General features: G+C 53.9%; 17 protein-coding genes. 14 read left to right on the forward strand and 3 right to left on the reverse strand.

The genetic code is table 11. The features are described 5' to 3' along the window. Window positions 1-105: 105 nt before the first annotated feature. The 13 genes from MKX51_RS03605 (at window position 106) to modB (ending at window position 11,728) form a co-directional block, all read left to right on the forward strand. Entirely contained in the window at window positions 106-789 is a 684-nt protein-coding gene (locus MKX51_RS03605; protein ID WP_340991226.1) for a hypothetical protein, read from the forward strand. 233 nt (window positions 790-1,022) lie between these two features. After that, on the forward strand, window positions 1,023-1,988 hold the full coding sequence (locus tag MKX51_RS03610) for a helix-turn-helix transcriptional regulator (protein WP_340943821.1): 966 nt from the start codon (window positions 1,023-1,025) through the stop codon (window positions 1,986-1,988). A 259-nt stretch (window positions 1,989-2,247) separates the two neighbouring features. Further along, window positions 2,248-3,237: an ABC transporter ATP-binding protein gene (locus MKX51_RS03615; RefSeq protein WP_340991227.1), complete on the forward strand. Its 990-nt coding sequence runs from the start codon at window positions 2,248-2,250 to the stop codon at window positions 3,235-3,237. Then, entirely contained in the window at window positions 3,234-4,226 is a 993-nt protein-coding gene (locus tag MKX51_RS03620; protein WP_340943818.1) for an ABC transporter ATP-binding protein, read from the forward strand. The genes MKX51_RS03615 and MKX51_RS03620 overlap by 4 nt, the downstream gene beginning before the upstream one ends. A 113-nt stretch (window positions 4,227-4,339) precedes the next feature. Beyond that, on the forward strand, window positions 4,340-6,007 hold the full coding sequence (locus tag MKX51_RS03625; RefSeq protein ID WP_340991228.1) for an ABC transporter substrate-binding protein: 1,668 nt from the start codon (window positions 4,340-4,342) through the stop codon (window positions 6,005-6,007). Window positions 6,008-6,032: 25 nt separating this feature from the next. Continuing rightward, on the forward strand, window positions 6,033-7,037 hold the full coding sequence (locus tag MKX51_RS03630) for an ABC transporter permease (protein ID WP_340991229.1): 1,005 nt from the start codon (window positions 6,033-6,035) through the stop codon (window positions 7,035-7,037). 12 nt (window positions 7,038-7,049) lie between these two features. Further along, window positions 7,050-7,943 (forward strand): nickel transporter permease, encoded by an 894-nt coding sequence (gene nikC / locus MKX51_RS03635; RefSeq protein ID WP_340991230.1) that lies wholly within the window; start codon window positions 7,050-7,052, stop codon window positions 7,941-7,943. A 463-nt stretch (window positions 7,944-8,406) separates the two neighbouring features. Then, a complete protein-coding gene (locus MKX51_RS03640) occupies window positions 8,407-8,961 on the forward strand; it encodes an RNA polymerase sigma factor (RefSeq protein ID WP_340991231.1) in 555 nt (184 codons plus the stop codon). Then, on the forward strand, window positions 8,962-9,282 hold the full coding sequence (locus MKX51_RS03645) for a hypothetical protein (protein ID WP_340991232.1): 321 nt from the start codon (window positions 8,962-8,964) through the stop codon (window positions 9,280-9,282). It abuts the gene before it with no gap. Continuing rightward, window positions 9,260-9,637: a PLDc N-terminal domain-containing protein gene (locus MKX51_RS03650; protein WP_340943804.1), complete on the forward strand. Its 378-nt coding sequence runs from the start codon at window positions 9,260-9,262 to the stop codon at window positions 9,635-9,637. The genes MKX51_RS03645 and MKX51_RS03650 overlap by 23 nt, the downstream gene beginning before the upstream one ends. A 19-nt stretch (window positions 9,638-9,656) precedes the next feature. Then, entirely contained in the window at window positions 9,657-10,037 is a 381-nt protein-coding gene (locus MKX51_RS03655) for a hypothetical protein (protein ID WP_340943803.1), read from the forward strand. A gap of 255 nt (window positions 10,038-10,292) precedes the next feature. Further along, a complete protein-coding gene (modA, locus tag MKX51_RS03660) occupies window positions 10,293-11,036 on the forward strand; it encodes a molybdate ABC transporter substrate-binding protein (protein WP_340995491.1) in 744 nt (247 codons plus the stop codon). A 29-nt stretch (window positions 11,037-11,065) separates the two neighbouring features. After that, a complete protein-coding gene (gene modB / locus MKX51_RS03665; protein WP_340991233.1) occupies window positions 11,066-11,728 on the forward strand; it encodes a molybdate ABC transporter permease subunit in 663 nt (220 codons plus the stop codon). 36 nt (window positions 11,729-11,764) lie between these two features. Here modB and MKX51_RS03670 read toward each other — a convergent pair whose 3' ends face one another. The 3 genes from MKX51_RS03670 to MKX51_RS03680 are packed head-to-tail and all read right to left on the reverse strand — an operon-like array spanning window position 11,765 to window position 15,558. Further along, window positions 11,765-12,118, reverse strand: a complete 354-nt coding sequence (locus MKX51_RS03670) for a hypothetical protein (protein WP_340991234.1) — start codon at window positions 12,116-12,118, stop codon at window positions 11,765-11,767. A 31-nt stretch (window positions 12,119-12,149) separates the two neighbouring features. Beyond that, window positions 12,150-13,766, reverse strand: coding sequence for a helix-turn-helix domain-containing protein (locus MKX51_RS03675; RefSeq protein WP_340991235.1), 1,617 nt, complete (start codon window positions 13,764-13,766; stop codon window positions 12,150-12,152). After that, window positions 13,753-15,558 (reverse strand): sensor histidine kinase, encoded by a 1,806-nt coding sequence (locus MKX51_RS03680; protein WP_340991236.1) that lies wholly within the window; start codon window positions 15,556-15,558, stop codon window positions 13,753-13,755. Before MKX51_RS03680 ends, MKX51_RS03675 begins: the two co-directional genes overlap by 14 nt. A gap of 222 nt (window positions 15,559-15,780) precedes the next feature. Between MKX51_RS03680 and MKX51_RS03685 the strand changes: the two genes are divergently transcribed. Further along, window positions 15,781-17,352: an extracellular solute-binding protein gene (locus tag MKX51_RS03685; protein WP_340991237.1), complete on the forward strand. Its 1,572-nt coding sequence runs from the start codon at window positions 15,781-15,783 to the stop codon at window positions 17,350-17,352. Window positions 17,353-17,403 lie beyond the last annotated feature (51 nt).

Raw genomic sequence — 17,403 nt, forward strand, 5'->3', positions numbered from 1 at the left:
TTTTTTTGTCGATATTATAGGACCGAACATACATTCCATGACAAGGAGTTGTCCGCCAATATTGGTACATTAATAGAAGACCCAAATTAAGAAAGAGGTGGAAATATGCAAGCAAGTATTCAGACGTTGTTTACATGGAGCCAGGAGCGTATTTTGGCAGGCGGTGCCAAGAAAATAGTGCTGCTCGTGGAGTGGAAGGGAGCGCTACAAGGGGAGGATTCCCGCAAGAAGAGCCGCAAGGTGGTAGCCCGGGATATTGAGCTGCGTGTCTGGCTCGAAAGTCATGTCAAGGTAACAGGATGTTACGGCTGTAGTGCAGAAGAAGGAGAGGGGAGGTCACTGCTCCTGAAGCTTGGCAAAATCCATTCCGGGCAGCGCAGGTACATCGCCCTGGAATTCATGATGGCGGGTATGCCTGCAGGTATACATGAAGCCCTCTGGCTGCAATGGCAATACAAGCAGCCTACGGTGGAGCGTATCCGCGAGCTGCCGCTCAAGAAGCTGGGAATCGAATATTCCCATCATACCGGCCTGCTGGGAGCCAACTCCTGCTTCCATGTGGAGAAGCATCTGGCGCTGCTGCAGACAGAGGCGCTAATCGCGGAAGCCCAGGAGGCCCGGATGAGGAACAAGCCGGAGGTGCCCGCAGATATTCTTCGCAGGCAGGCCGATCATCTACTCCTGATGGCTGCCCGTTCCGGGGATATGCAGCTGCTCAGAGAAGCGGAAGCGCTGTATAAAAGACTGGAGGCGGAGAATCTGCCGCTCAGCAGGATAGGAATGAGATAATTGCAGGGAAACTGCGTAGATAGAATAGGAATTACCCATACATAGGGCTCAAATATAGAATCACACTCGGCGGAGCAGATAAAGAAATGCGTAATATCTAAATGTGGTAACATAGTAAAATAGTTCTATTATATTTTCTTATCTCGGTTATTACATCCTTGGTTATAGATATATATAACTAGTTTATTTAAAAATAATGGGTCTATTTTACCATAAGTCAAGGAGAACTGAATATGACAGACCGATTGATCCGGCTGATGCGCATCATTACGCTAGTTCAAGCCAAACCGGGAATTCTGGCCCGTGAGCTGGCGGAACGATGCGGCAACAGCGAGAGAACGATTTATCGGGATATGGATGCGCTCAGTGCCATGCATATCCCCATTACTCATATGGGACACGGCAAGGGGTATGCTTTTATCGGTAATTTCGCGCTGTACCCCTTGGATTGGTCAGAAGAGGAAGAAGAGGCTTTTTCACAGTTGCGCAGTATTATGGCGGAGATCAAACCTTTGCTGCCCCCGAGCTTTGAAGACGCATACGAGAAAGTGATGGCTGCAGATTATAAGCAAAAGGCAGAAAGGGAAGAAACAATGGAGCGTACGAAAAAGGAAGCCGGACCAAACTGGACGGAAAGCAGCAGATCTCAGGGAGACCAGCCCCTCTTTCTGACCGACATTCTGGATGCCGTAATGAAGCAGAGAAGCATACAGGCCGACTATAGTGAGAATGCCTACGAAGAAAAAGGTATCCGGATTGATCCCTATTGCCTGGTCCCGCTAGAGAATCGTTTTCACCTGATTGGTTTCTGTCACCGCTTCGGGATCATCCGCACCTTTCATATTAACGGCTTCTCCAGTGTCAATCCGTTGGACAGGTGGTTCTCCAAAGATCAGTTCGATCTGCAGTCCTTCATGGAGCAGAAGTGGTCCCTGGAACAGGACAGCCTGCAGGTTGAATTCAGAGTCAAATTCTCGCAGCGGATGATGGAACGGCTGAAGCAGGAGGAGATGTTTGTGAAGCCGAGCAGGGTGGACCGCCAGAACCGCAGCCTGCATTTCAAGGTCGCTGTGGAGCAGGACATCGGCTTCGTCCATTGGATTATGAAATACAAGGAAGAGGCTGAGATTATGGAGCCGCTGTACTACCGGGATGTGCTGAAGCATCAGCTGGAGAAGTGGCTGTCGCTATATAAATAACGATAGGTATATTTTCCCCACACTTTTATGCTCTGATATATTCATACAAAATTCATAGGGTTAGTTATATGCATAAATTTTCCTTGCCTAGATAGGACATCCATAGTAAAGTTATACATTAAATAACAGTAATATGTATTTAAAGTCAATTACTTTACTTGTTGTGTTAGGTAATAGTTAATATATCTAACTTTTTAAATAGTTTTCCTGACCAGGCATTTGACCTTCGTTCAATTTTTAACAGAAAAGAGGGAGAGACTTGATCCAGCCGATTCTGAGCATTGAGAACCTGCATACCCACTTTTTTACCGACCGGGGTGAGGTCCCGGCAGTGGATGGTGTCGATCTCTACATTAATCCGGGCGAAGTTCTGGGTGTCGTAGGAGAATCAGGCTGCGGCAAAAGCGTCACCTCACTGTCTATCCTGAAGCTGGTCCCAAGCCCCCCAGGGAGAATTGTAGACGGGCGCATCCTGCTGAAGGGACGCGATATTGTTCCGCTGAAGGAGAAGGATATGCGAAAGATCCGGGGGGATTCGGTCTCGATGATCTTTCAGGAGCCGATGACCTCGCTGAATCCCTTATTCACGGTTGGACAGCAGATTATGGAGACGGTACGCCTGCACCGTGGTCTCTCCAGGAAGGAGGCCCGGGAGCATGCTGTCGGTATGCTGCGCAAGGTTGGAATTCCCCGGCCGGAAGCGATCATCGACGAGTACCCGCATCAGCTGTCGGGAGGCATGCGCCAGCGTGTCATGATTGCCATGTCGATCTCCTGCAGCCCGGAGCTGCTGATTGCCGATGAGCCGACAACGGCGCTTGATGTCACCATTCAGGCCCAGATTCTGGAGCTGATCCGCCAGTTGAATGAGGAGCAGGGCACTGCCGTTATGCTGATTACCCATGATCTTGGCGTAGTAGCCGAGATGTGCCACCGTGTGGCTGTGATGTATGCCGGCAAGGTGGTGGAGGAAGGCAGTGTGCATGATATTTTCAAAAATCCGCTGCATCCGTATACGAGAGGACTGATTGCCTCCGTCCCCCGGATGGATGAAGCTAAGGAACGTCTCTACTCCATTCCGGGCAATGTGCCGATTCTCAGTACAGATATGCAGGGCTGCCGGTTCGCACCGCGCTGCCCGGAGGTCATGGAGCTCTGCATGCAGAGCCTTCCGGCGCTGACACGGCAAGAGGAGCAGCACAGCTGCAGATGCTGGCTGCATGACAGTCCACAGGAGGATGCGGTATGAGTGAGAGCCTGCTTGAGGTCAAGGGACTCCGGAAGTATTATCCGCTGAACAAGGGCTTCTTCAGCCGGGAACGTGGCAGTGTGAAGGCTGTAGATGATATCTCCTTCGCGGTGAGCAAGGGGGAGACCTTCGGTCTGGTAGGGGAGAGCGGCTGCGGCAAATCGACCACCGGCCGCGCGCTGCTCCGGCTGATTGAGCCGACAGCGGGCGAGATCTGGTTCGAAGGGCAGGAGCTTACGAAGCTGTCTGCGGAAGAGATGCGGCGGCAGCGCCGGGAGATGCAGATTGTCTTCCAGGACCCGTTCTCCTCCCTGGACCCGCGCCATACTGTGCAGCGTATTCTCGAAGAGCCGATGATTGTACACGCTACTTGCGATGCCAGGCAGCGCAAGGCAGAGGTGGAGCGGCTGGCGGATGTAGTCGGGTTGTCCAGGGCGCATCTGCAGCGTTACCCTCACCAGTTCTCCGGCGGACAACGCCAACGGATCGGCATTGCCAGAGCACTGGCACTCCATCCGAAGCTGATTATTGCGGATGAGCCTGTCTCTGCGCTGGATGTATCGATCCAGTCCCAGGTCATTAACCTGATGCAGGATTTGCAGCGGGAATTCGGCTTAACTTACATATTTATCGCCCATGATCTCAGTGTGGTGAAGCATATCTGCGACCGGGTAGCGGTAATGTACCTGGGGCGGATTGTCGAAATTACGGACAAGCATAAGCTCTATGCCCGGCCGCAGCATCCTTATACGCAGGCTCTGCTGTCTGCGGTTCCTGAACCTGATCCCGATATCCGCAAGGAGCGGATCATTCTGCAGGGGGAGGTACCAAGTCCTGCTAATGCGCCAATCGGATGTGCGTTTAACACGCGTTGTCCGCGCGTGATAGAGCGGTGCCGGGTGATCAGACCTCCGCTGATAGAGACAGAAGCCGGACACTTCACAGCCTGCCATCTCTATGATGAAGAAGCCAATACACCGCTTGCCTGATCTGCTTGCATCGTAGAGCCATACACAGAAGAACCTTGGTTTATAGCTGTGCTACCTGCACCGCTCTATATAAACACTTTGATATTTCAATGAAAGAAGGGAGCTTTCTGGAGATGAACAAATGGGGTAATCTCGCATTGGTACTGATGCTTGGCGCGGGGCTCGCGCTCAGCGGCTGCGGCGGAGGGAACAACACAGGCAACACGGGAAATACCGGAGGGAATACGGCGGCAACAAATGCTCCGGCAAGCTCACCTGAGACCTCCGGGACAGCGCAGGATACCCTGATCCTGGGGCGCGGAGGCGACTCGGCTTCCCTGGACCCGGCGATTGTGACGGACGGGGAGTCGCTGAAGATTGCGCATCAGGTCTTCGATTCGCTGCTCGAGTATAAGCCGGGTACCTCTGAAGTCCAGGCCTCACTTGCCGATAGCTGGGAAGTAACGCCGGACGGGCTGAGCTACACCTTCAAGCTGCATCCCGGCGTGAAGTTTCATGACGGAACCGATTTCAACGCCGAGGCAGTCGTGTTCAATTTCCAGCGCTGGAGTGATCCGGCCAGTGAATACAAATTCGAAGGTGATTCTTTCGATTACTATGACTCCATGTTCGGTCCGGACGGTTCACGGGTGATCAAGGAAGTGAAGGCGGTGGACGAGTCGACGGTTCAATTTGTACTGAACCAGCCGCAGGCGCCGTTCCTGCAGAATATCGCCATGACCACCTTCGGGATTGCCAGTCCTGCTGCGGTCAAGGAGAAGAAGGAGAATTTCAAGAATGAGCCGGTAGGGACAGGCCCGTTCGTGTTCAAGGAGTGGAAGCGCAATGATTCCATCACCCTGGACAAGAATACCGCCTACTGGAAAGAAGGGCTTCCCAAGCTGAACAAGGTCATCGTGCGCTCGATCCCGGACAACTCAGCCCGCTTCACGGCGCTGCAAAACGGGGAAATCGATCTGATGGAAGATCTCAGCCCGGATGACTTGTCCACGCTGGAGAGTAACAGTGCGCTGACCAAGATTGAGCGTCCGCCGTTCAATGTGGCGTACCTCGGCTTCAACTTCAAGAAGAAGCCGTTCGACAATGTGAAGGTCAGACAGGCGCTCAGCCATGCAGTCAACAAGCAGGAGATTATCGATGCGTTCTTCGCAGGCCAGGCTCAGCCAGCAGTGAATCCGATGCCGCCTTCGCTGTGGGGGTATAACGACAGCGTGAAGGATTATGAGTATGATCTGGACAAAGCTAAAGCGTTGCTGGCCGAAGCGGGTTATCCTGACGGACTGCCTGATCCGGTGACATTGTACGCGATGCCTGTATCCCGTCCTTATATGCCTGACGGCAAGAAGGTAGCCGAAGCGATTCAAGCAGAATGGGAGAAGATCGGGGTCAAGACCGTCATCGAGTCCCCGGAATGGGCCACGTATCTCGATGACACCAAGGCCGGGGAGAAGGATGATATCTTCATGCTTGGCTGGACCGGTGACAACGGCGACCCGGACAACTTCCTGTACACCCTGCTGGACAAGGATGCTATTCCCGGCAATAACCGTGCCTTTTATGTGAATGAAGAATTGCATACACTTCTGACCGGTGCCCAGAAGGAGACGGATCAGGACAAGCGCTCCGAGCTGTACAAGCAGGCTCAGGAGATGATCAAAGCCGATGCACCGTGGATTCCGCTGGTTCATACCACACCGCTGCTGGCCGGCAAGGCCAATCTGAAGGGCTTCGTTCCCGGACCGACAGGGACAGAGTATTACAGTGAGATTTATTTTGAATAAATACACCTTTGGAAGGTGAACGGAATTGAACTCTTACCTCATAAAACGTGTGATGGTGCTGTTCCCGGTTCTGATCGGCATGACCCTGATCGTCTTCTCCATCATCCATGCCATTCCGGGTGATCCGGCCGAGACGATTCTCGGCCAGAAGGCAACGGAGCAATCCAAGCAGGCGCTGCGTAACCAGCTTGGTCTCGACAAGCCCTGGCTGCAGCAATATTTTAACTACATGGGTGATTTGGTCCGGGGCGACCTGGGGACTTCGATCCGCACCAAAACGCCGATCGCCAAGGAAATCGTACCGTATCTGGCGGCTACGCTGGAGCTGACGGCTGCCAGTATGCTGTTCGCAACCTTCGTCGGAGTCAACGCCGGTATCCTTAGCGCCTGGAGACAGAACTCCTGGTTCGATTACACGGCTATGATCATCGCGCTCATTGGGGTATCGATGCCGATCTTCTGGCTGGGGCTGATGGAGCAGCTGCTCTTCGCGCTGAAGCTGCACTGGCTGCCGTCCATCGGCAGGATGGACCAGCGCAATCCGGTGGAGACGATAACCAACCTGTACGTGCTGGATACAATTCTGGCCGGGCGGTGGGACCAGCTGTGGACGGTCATTAAGCATCTCATTCTGCCGAGTATTGCGCTTGGCACGATACCGATGGCGATCATTGCCCGGATGACCCGCTCCAGTATGCTGGAGGTGATGAATTCCGATTATATCCGTACAGCCAAGGCTAAGGGTATGTCGCAGTTCCTCGTGGTCTATAAGCATGCGCTGAAGAATGCGCTCATTCCGGTGCTGACGGTAATCGGCCTGCAGACGGGGGCGCTGCTCGGAGGGGCGGTGCTGACCGAGACGATTTTTGCCTGGCCCGGGGTAGGGCGTTATATCTTTGAAGCGATCAGCTCGCGGGATTATCCGGTGATTCAGACGGGGATTCTGATTATTGCCTTTATCTTTGTGCTCATCAATCTGCTGGTGGATCTGCTGTATGCCGCAATCGATCCGCGCATCAATTACAAGTGAGGGGGAGCAGCTATGGGACAGGCAGCACTACAGGCTTCACCTCCTAAGGCTCCGGCGGATCAGGCCTCCGGCCCCTGGCGCGATGCGTGGAAGGCCTTCCGCAAGAACAAGACAGCCATGGCTGGGCTTGGCATTATCCTGTTCTTTGTACTGATTGCGCTGCTCGCGCCGTGGATCGGCCCGTATGATTTCAAGGCCCAGCAATTGGTAAACCGGCTGAAGCCGCCGTCGGCGGAGCATTGGTTCGGTACGGATGATCTGGGGCGGGATCTGTTCACCCGGGTAATCTACGGGGCACGGATCTCACTCTGGGTGGGATTCTTCTCCGTAATCGGCTCGATCATTGTCGGCACCGCGCTGGGCATCCTCGCCGGGTACTACGGCAAATGGATGGATATGATCATCTCCCGTCTGTTTGACATTTTGCTGGCCTTTCCGAGTATTCTGCTGGCTATCGCGATTGTAGCTATTCTGGGACCCTCCTTGCAGAATGCGCTCTACGCGATTGCCATCGTCAACATTCCGACCTATGGCCGGCTGGTGCGGGCCAAGGTGCTGAGCCTGAAGTCCGAGGAGTATATCACCGCGGCCAGGGCGATCGGGATGAAGAACGGGCGGATTCTGTTCAGCCACATCCTGCCGAACAGCCTGACGCCGATCATTGTCCAAGGCACCCTTGGCGTCGCGACAGCTATCATTGAAGCCGCTGCCCTGGGCTTCCTTGGACTGGGCGCTCAGCCGCCGGACCCGGAATGGGGCAAGATGCTATCGGATTCCCGCCAGTTTATCCAGAAGGCCCCCTGGACAGTAGTGTTCCCGGGCCTGTCCATCATGTTGACCGTCCTCGGCTTCAACCTGATGGGCGACGGCCTGCGGGATGTGCTGGACCCGCGGATGAAGAGTTGAATCTGAATAGAAGGTATTAGCAAGGGCTGTCCCAAGCCATATCAATGGCTGCTTGGGGCAGCCCTTTCTTTTAACAGAAGGTGGTTTACTGTTGGAAGGCGCGAGCATGCTTCACCTGTTAGGATGATGTTGTTCAAATATAGTTAGTTGTAGAATGTACACTTAAAAACAGCGAAAAGGCATAGCTTCATCTTCTAACTGTATTCTGTACAACTAAATCTGCCTAATTAGCTGATAACCGGGAGAAGGCTGCCTTTTAAATGAACGAAATACAACTAAACGTGGAAAGGGTTATGAATAGGACATTTTAGTTGTACAAAGTGCAATTAAGCCAAACCACCTCCTATCCTCGGGTCAGGGCTATTTTCAAATTTCATTAACGTTTTCTAAAAATAACCTTGTGAATTTTCGAACAATATCCAGATCACTTCGTAATGTAGGTTGAAAGGGCGGCGGGGAACAGATGATGACCGACAAACAGCTCGTTGAAGGATGCAAGGCCGGTCAACAAGCGCATCTTGAGCTCCTCATTGTCAGGTATAGGGATGATTTATACCGGTTCTGCCGCCATCTTACCTTGAACCGGCAGGATGCGGAGGACCTGTTCCAGGAGGTATGGGTACGTGTGCTCTGCAAGCTGGAGAAGTATGATGCCGAGCGTCCCTTTAAGCCTTGGCTGTTCCAGGTGGCATTCAACATGTACCGCGACCGCTACCGGAAGTGGAAAAGCGCGTATGCTCTTTGGACCTGGTTGTCCTCGGATGCGGAGCTTATTCAAATTAGAGATCCGGCTTCACTTGCAGAAGAGGATCTGCTGCGGCATGAGGAGCACCGGTTCCTGGAGGAATGCCTGCGCAGTCTGCCCACACGTTATCTTGCCCCTCTCGTGCTGTATTACTATGAGGAGTTCAGCTATGAGGGCATTGCGGAGGTGCTGGGAGTTCCCATCGGAACCGTCAAATCCCGATTGAATCAAGGCAAGAAGCTGCTGCACAATTTAATGAAGGAGATGAACTAAATGAAGGAGTCCGGAGACAAAGACCAGCTGCTGACGGAATATTTCAATCTGCCGCTCACGCCATCTCCAGAGCTTGTCTCTAATACGATTCAGCGGACACAAGGGCGCAGGACAATGGGCGCACTTCCCATTTTAATGGTCTTGCAATGGCTGGTATTCATGGTGCTGGGACTGTACTTCCTGGCCGGTCCGGCTGCCCTGCAATGGAAGATCAGCATGGGGCTGCTGTTCATCCTGTCTCCAATGATCGCCGGAACATTGCTGTTGTACAGTACCCTGGGGAGCGGGAGAGGGTCTTATGAAAGTTCACTTAACCGTTGAGCAATTTGTTTTTTGGGCGCTTACGGCAACCATCCTGTTAAGCTGTATTGCGCTGGGGTATGCCATAAGCCCCTATATGGGCGAATTTGTAGAGGAGAATCTGACCTGGCTTATCGTGATAAGCCTGCTGGCCCTGCTGTTCCTGAGCCTCAATGTGCTAATTGCAGTATTCATTTACAAAGATGCCTCGCGGCGGCGGATGAATGCCTGGCTCTGGGTGACTGCGGTCATCTATATTCCTAATTTCATCGGTCTGATCCTTTATCTCCTGGCGAGGAAACAGCATCACATTCATGCTGCACATGGTGCAGGCAATCAGGATATCCGTTGTCCGCACTGCGGCCATCTAATCTAAACCGGGGAGTGTTAAGTATATGAACAAGAAATGGATGACACTGGGGATCTTGATCATCATGGCGTCGGTGCTGCTGACTTCCTGCGACAAGAGAATAATGTACGCCGGGTCCAGCACGAAGAGCAAAATAAGCGGCTCCTACAAGTTTTTTACGGGCACAGAGGAGAAGAAGCTGAGTATGAAAAGCGGCGAAACGCTCAGTATAGATTACGATTCCAAGGTGGAGAAGGGCCAGCTGACCATGAAGTTATACGGGCCGGGTAATGAGGTGCTTACTGAACTGGCAACCAATGAATCAGGTACCGAGAAGGTGGAAGCCGGGAAGGACGGGAAATACCGGATTGAAATCAAGGGTGAAGATGCCAAGGGAAGCTTCAAGGTTGCTTTCAAGGTCAAATAACTGGAACTGGTGAGAAATTTATTGCGAATAGCCTTAGAACAGGCCTCTTCCCTATACATAGGGCGGGGTTTTTTGGCGTGGATACGAGGGTAATCCCTGATTTTAATACTAATTATAACTAAACATATACAAACATAATCAAATATATTGTATAATTCGATTTGACTTGCTAGAATATGTTCAAATATACAAAATAGCGATTGGGAGGTATGGAGTGTGCTGAAGAAGTGGTTAGCGGGATTATTGGTGCTGCTTATGGTGGCGGGAGTGTCGGCGGGTTCAGCAGGAGATGTTGAGGCGGCAATGAAAAAGACGGAGATTATTGTCTCCGCAGCAGCGAGTCTGCAGGATAGTCTGGACAAGATTGCTGTACAGTATGAGCAGCAGCATCCTGAGATTAAGCTAGTGTTCAATTACGGCGCTTCAGGTACGCTACAGAAGCAGATTGAGCAGGGGGCGCCGGCTGACTTGTTCTTCTCGGCAGGCGATAAGCAGATGAACGCACTGGTGGATAAAGGGCTGATTGCAGACCACAAGGCGCTGCTGAAGAATCAATTGGTCGTCGTTGTGCCTTCCGATTCGAACACGAAGCTTACAACCATTACTGACCTTACCGCTCCAGCCTTCAAAAAGGTAGCCGTAGGCCAGCCGGAATCGGTACCGGCCGGACAATACGCTCAGCAGTCCTTGACCGCGAAGAAGGTATGGGATACGCTGCAAGGCAAGCTGGTCTTCGCCAAGGATGTCCGACAGGTGCTGTCCTATGTGGAGACAGGCAATGCGGATGCCGGGTTCGTCTACAAGACGGACGCTTTAACCTCGAAGAAGGTGAAGATCGCCCTGACGGTGGGCGGCCATGTGCACAAGGCGATTAATTATCCGGCGGGCATTGTTAAGGATTCGAAGCATCAGGCGGAGGCCAAAGCCTTCTACAGCTATGTGCAGACCGCAGCGGCCAGCTCTGTCTTTACCAGCTACGGCTTTCAATTGGCTAAATAACTAACTACCATTAGATGGGGTGAAGAGAGATGGAGATCAATTGGCCCGACTTTTTCGCCCCGGTCTGGTTATCAATCAAGATTGCGGTATTGACCAGTATCATCGTGTTCCTGTTGGCCATGCTGGCAGCCAGGAAGATGGCGGGGCGCAGGTTCTTCGGACATAATCTGGTAGAGACCGTGTTGCTGCTGCCGCTGGTGCTGCCGCCAACCGTGGTCGGCTTCGTCCTGCTGATGGTCCTCGGGCGGCGCAGCTGGATCGGCAGGCTGTATGAACAGTTTACGGAGCAGACGATTCTGTTCACCTGGGGGGCGGCAGTCATTGCCGCTGTTGTGGTTGCTTTTCCGCTGGTATACCGGACGGTTAAAACGGGCTTCGAGGGCGTGGAGAAGGATCTGGAGGATGCCGCGCGGGCGCAGGGAGCCAGCGAGCTTCAGGTGCTGCGTTATGTGACCCTGCCGCTGGCCGGGCGTTCGCTGGCTGCCGGTTATGTCCTCGGCTTCGCCCGCGGGCTGGGCGAGTTCGGGGCAACGATTATGGTGGCGGGCAATATCCCGGGCCGTACCCAGACCGTGCCTACTGCGATCTATGTAGCGGTGGATGGCGGCAATATGACGCTGGCCTGGATGTGGGTCGGCTCGATCATCGTGATTTCCATGCTTATGCTGATGTTCGTGAACCGCCGTACCTGACGGATGATTACAGGTTAACAAGAGCAACCCCCGTCCTCACCGGGTTTCCGGTGAAGGCGAGGGTTGTTCGGTAAACCGGACACAATTGGCTGGAGCGGACGGCACATGGACCCAATGTAATCGAAAAACCGCCACAATAGGACCGGGAGCAGCGCGTAAGCCAAATGTAATCGAAAAACCGACCACAATAGGACCGGGAGCGGCGCGTAGGCCAAATGTAATCGAAAAACGGAACACAATAGGACCGGGAGCGGCGCGTAAGCCAAATGTAATCGAAAAACCGACTACAATGGGACCGGGGGCGGCGCGTAAGCCAAATGTAATCGAAAAACCGACCACAATGGGACGGAAGGCGGCGCGTAGGCCAAATGTAATCGAAAAACGGAACACAATTGGCCTCCCGATGGCCCCATAGTCCAATTTATATGCTGTGAGTCCCCTGCCGGCGGTAATCGGAGGGCGAGACGCCGGTCTCCTTCTTGAAGATCCGGTTGAAGGACCGGTAATTCTCGAACCCGATGGATTCGGAGATTTCGAAGGTCTTGTGGTCGGTGGTGAGCAGCAGCAGCTTGGCCTGTTCGATCCGCAGGCGGGTCAGGTATTGGACAAAGCTCTCACCGACGGCCTTCTTGAACATGGAGCTGAAGTAGGGCACGCTGTAATTGATCGAAGCGGCCAGCTCCTCCAGCTTGTAGGGATAGCTGAGATCTTCGCGCATCTGTTGAATGATCCGTGTGATGGAGGCATCGATCTTCCGGCCGCCCTCCTGAAGCTGCTGAAGCTTGCGGAAATGATCGCAGGTGATCTCATGTACAGCGTTGAAGGTCTGGCACAGCTCGATTTGTACACGCAGCTCCGCTTCGAGGTCCGCCCCGCCTTCTGCCCCAATAACGTTATGGCTCATATCCAGGAAGACTCGCAGATACAGGGACTTGATCTGCTCCGGGTCCCAGGCTTGCTCCATGGCCTGACGGTACAGGGACAGTCGCTCCTGCTCCAGGGCTGCCGTGCTGAGATGCGGCTCCAGCAGCGCTTTCTTCAGCACCTTGCTCCAGAAGCGGCTCTGCGGCTCGGGAATCCGCTGGAAGCTGGAGAGCTGCCCCCACTCCCCGATGCCGATAAGCTCATTGCTGCGGTAAAAGAACGGATACGGCGCCGTAGCCAGCCGCTTCAGCGCCTCCGACCGCTCCTCCAATCCCTGTTCGAAGCTGCACAGCAGGGCGATGCAGCTCATCCGGAGATTCGCAGCCAGGGACTCCAGCACCTGCTCCAGAAAGCGGGGTCTCCCCTCCTTCAAGCTGTCGGTATACAGGGCAAGGAACCGCCCTTTGTCGAGGGCGATCACCTTATGCGGGCCTATACTGCCGAGCAGCTCCTTCAGCACGTTCACCCCGGCGAATTGCCACAGCTTCAACTCCTCCAGCTGGTCGATCGGGAAGCGCAGGGAGTTGCGGTCCAGCTCCACCAGCAGGGTCATGAAGCCCTGGCCGTGAAGCGGAAGCTGCGAGTCCGCAAGACTGCGCAGCCACTTGGCTTCCGCCGCCGGGCTGCGCAGCATTTCCAGGAACAGGCTCTGCTCGATCTCCACTTCGCTCAGGCGGACCTGCTGCTCCAGCTGCAGATAATTGTCTCTCGTCTCGCCGCGTGAATCCGCCAGGACCGCCAGCTCCTCCATCGTCCGGGTCAGCAGGCCCGGATCGGAGAGGCAGTCATCCTTAATCAGATAGGAGGCTGCCTTCAGATGAATGGCCTGCTGGGCATAGTGGAAGTCCTGATGGCAGGTCAGGATAATGATCTGCGGCGCACGTACCCCGCTCCGTTCAATCTCGCGCAGCATCTCCAGGCCGTTCATGCCCGGCATCGTAATGTCGGTGACGATCAGCTCCGGCTTATGCTTCAGGAACAGCTCCAGCCCGTCCCGGCCATCCTCGGCTTCACCGACAAGGGTGAACAGGTCTGCGCGCTCCTCAATGAAATGCCGGAAGACGGTTCTTGCCGGAATCTCGTCCTCCACAAGGACAACTCTATAGTGATTCATGATGTTCCTCCTTAATCAGAACGTTCCCGGATGGCAGCAGCATGCGGATGGTCAAGCCTTCACCCGGGGCGCTTGTGAGCAGGATCTGTGTCTCCGCCCCGAACAGCAGCTTCATGCGCATCCATACATTCTGCAGTCCGATGTTCTCGGCAGACTCTTCCTGCTGGAGATGGAGCTGCAGCTTGCGCAGGTCAGCCTCTTCCAGACCGGTTCCGTCGTCCTCCACTTGTACAATAATATGGCTTCCGCCTGGACTTCTGTATACGCGCACACGGATATGGCCTTCCGGTGCCTTGCGCGGGAGAATGCCGTGGAACACGGAGTTCTCAATCAGCGGCTGCAGACCCAGCTTCGGAATCATCATGCCCCGCAGCGGCTCTTCAATCTCAGTCTCCAGATGAATCTGGCATTTGTAGCGCATATTCAACAGCCCGGTATAATCCGCCAGATAATCAAGCTCCTGCTGGAGCTGCACCGTCTGCTCGAAATTCTCCATCGAATACCGCAGCAAGGCCACCAGCCGTCCCATCAGGGAGTTGATCTTCTCATAATCCTTCATCATGGCGAACATACGGATCGTATTGAGGGTATTGTACATGAAATGGGGGTTGATCTGCGACTGCAGCGCCCGGATCTCCAGCTTGCGCTTCAGATCCTCCGAATCATGCAGGTCTGCCAGCAGATCCTGTATGCGGACAGCCATGGTATTGAGCATCCGGCCCAGATCCCCGATTTCATTATTGGCGAAATGGGTGACCCTGGCCTCGAAATTCCCTTTTTTCAGAGCATCGACCTGCCGCTTCACAGCCTGTAGAGGCCGGTAGAGCTGATACCCGAAGCCGACCACACAGAGCGCCCCCAGACAGACCAGTACCAGCAGAAAATAAGTGACCGTCCGGCGGATAATCTCGGCGCTGGCTGTAAGCTCCTTGGACGGAATCTCCGAGAGTACGATCCACTTGTCGTAGGTGGAGGTCTGCTTGACAGAGACTATCGAGGAGCCTGCCGCGAACTGATCCGGGCGCTTCAGCTCCTTCCAGCGCTTCAGAATCTCCTGCACCCGCTGCGTATCCTCCTGCTTCTCCAGCTTGCTGGTCGTGGCAATGGTCAGGCCGTCTTCCGTCAGCAGGGAGATGGAGCCCTCGCTCCCAAGCTGAATATTCTCGATCTGCTGCTGGTATTGGCTGTTATTCATGGAGATCAGCAGCACGCCCTTCAGGTCCTTATATAAGTCGAAGGGAACGCGTGAGATATAATAGGTGGACGATTGAAGAATAGCCAGCTCAGGCAGCGAATGCTTGTCCAGAAAAAGATTCGGCCGTCCCGAAGCCAGATACGCTTCAATCAGCGGCCTGTATGGAGACTCCTCCAGCATGGCCGGGGCTTCTGTGGAGGAGAGGACTTCTCCTGTAACGGCGGAATAGACCTGCAGACCCTCCACATTCCCGATGATGGCGGAGGCGCCGCTGAGCACGGAGATCAGATCCTTTTTGCGGACCACCTCTTCAAAATATTGAGCCGAAGGCGAGACCAGCGCACTCTGAATGGACGAGATCCGCGAGTATTGCTCGCTGAGTTCCCGCAGCCGGGTCATGGTTAATTCAATCCGGTCCACGACCTGATTGACGAGCTGGGCATTCAGGCGGTTCACCTGCTGCTCCACCGTCGTGCTGGATACGCTTACAGAGATGAAGGACAGCACAATGAGCGGAACCACCGAGATGGCGAACATGACCACAATCATCTTAATATAGAAGCTCCGCCGCAAAAAGCTGAAAAAGGGTGAATTCATAGAGTCACATCCGTTAAGGGTTTTGGACTACGGATACCGGGTAGGCTATCCTAAACAGATTATAGTACATTGGCGAACATGGAGATACCTGCGGACCGGCAAATCTTAAAAATGGTGACACTTTGGCTGGAATCCGGCATGTTCTTAAGCTCGGGTGTCTTCTATAATCCAAAGTGTAAGCACGATGTAAACGCAACCAATACAAGCAAATGGGGGATGACAATGAGTTACAAGAGAAAGCTTGTACCGCTTATGGCTACAGCGGCGTTAGCCTTAACTACACTGGCGGGCTGCGGCGGAGATAAAAATTCTGCGGCAGGCAGCACAGCGGCACCGGAAGGCAGTACACCAAGCGGTGAGGCTAGCAAGCCGGCCAGCATCAAGGCCATGACCATTCTGTTCGGCAATCCGCCGGAGATGACGAACAACAAGGCGCTGGAGGATCTGGAGAAGCGCGGCAATGTAGATCTGAACGTAACCTTCGTGCCATCCGAAGCCTATACGGACAAGCTCTCTGTGGCGGTATCGGCCGGAGATTCCTATGACCTGCTGCTGATGGATGGCGGCAAGGACGATAAATTCAACAACCTGGTGAAGATGGGCGCTTTTCATGACCTGACGCCTTACCTTGCGAAGACCAAGAATATCAGCCAGATTGATGAGGTGGTCTGGAACGGAGCCAAGATTGACGGCAAATCGTACGGGATTCCCCGGCCGCGCGGCCTTTACGGCGGAGGTGAAGCCAATATTCTGATCCGCAAGGACTGGCTGGATAAATATAATCTGCCGGTTCCGAAGACCATGGATGAGCTGACGAATGCGCTTGCGGTGTTCAAGGAGAAGGACCCGGCAGGCGGCGGCAAAACCATTCCGTTCACGATCTACGGTTCTGACGGTGTGAATAGCCCCGGGCCGTTCTCGGGTGTCCTCCCGATCCAGTATGCCTTTGGCATTCCTAATGTCTGGAAGCTGGAAGGTGACAACGTGGTCCGTGATTTCCAGACGCCTGAATACAAGGCATTCCTGGAGTGGCTGAGAGATTCGTGGAGCAAGGGCCTGATCGACAAGGATGCGCCGGTACTGAAGAACCAGGGGCAGGCGCGGAGTAAGTTCCTTGCGGGCACAGCGGGTGCTTTTGTCGGGAATGTCAGTGATATTGTAGAGACCAACGTAGAAAAGCTGAAGCAGACGGACCCGAAGGCTGAAATCGCGATTGTCGATGTGCTTGAAGGCGCGAACGGACAGAAGGGCGCTTCTGTACTCTCCGGGTACTACGGACTGTGGGCGGTTCCTAGCTCCGTGCCGGAGGATAAGGTGCAGCAGATTGTAGACTTCCTTGACTTCACGGCCTCCGAAGAGAATGTAGCGTTCTCCAAAGCGGGAGTCACCGGCATCCATTCCAGCGATTTCAAGAATGGGGTTGCGGTGCAGACCGAGGAGCAGAAGAAGCAGTATGAGCTGGATAAGCCGAACAATTTCATCCTGGAGAACCGTGCAGATCCATATGTATACGCCAACTCCAAGGAGCCGGACATCCTGGCGCTGCAAAAGGCGACGCTCGATACGATCAGCAAGATCGGGGTGGAGAATCCATTCCTCAGCTACAACTCACAGTACGCCAGCAAGAATCCGGACAGCTATAAGAAAATGAGTGCGGTCATGACGAAGTATGTACTGGGCGAGGGAGCCTGGGAGGATGTGCAGAAGGAGATTGATACCTGGACTAAGGGTCCGGGCGAGCAAATCACCAAGGAACTGCTGGACCAGTATAAAGCAGAGCATTCCACGAAGTAATACAACAACACTATACACAGAGGCAAAGGAGGGGGCTTCCCCTTTCTTTTG

This window comes from Paenibacillus sp. FSL M7-0420 (genome assembly GCF_038002345.1).
Taxonomy (GTDB): domain Bacteria; phylum Bacillota; class Bacilli; order Paenibacillales; family Paenibacillaceae; genus Paenibacillus_AQ.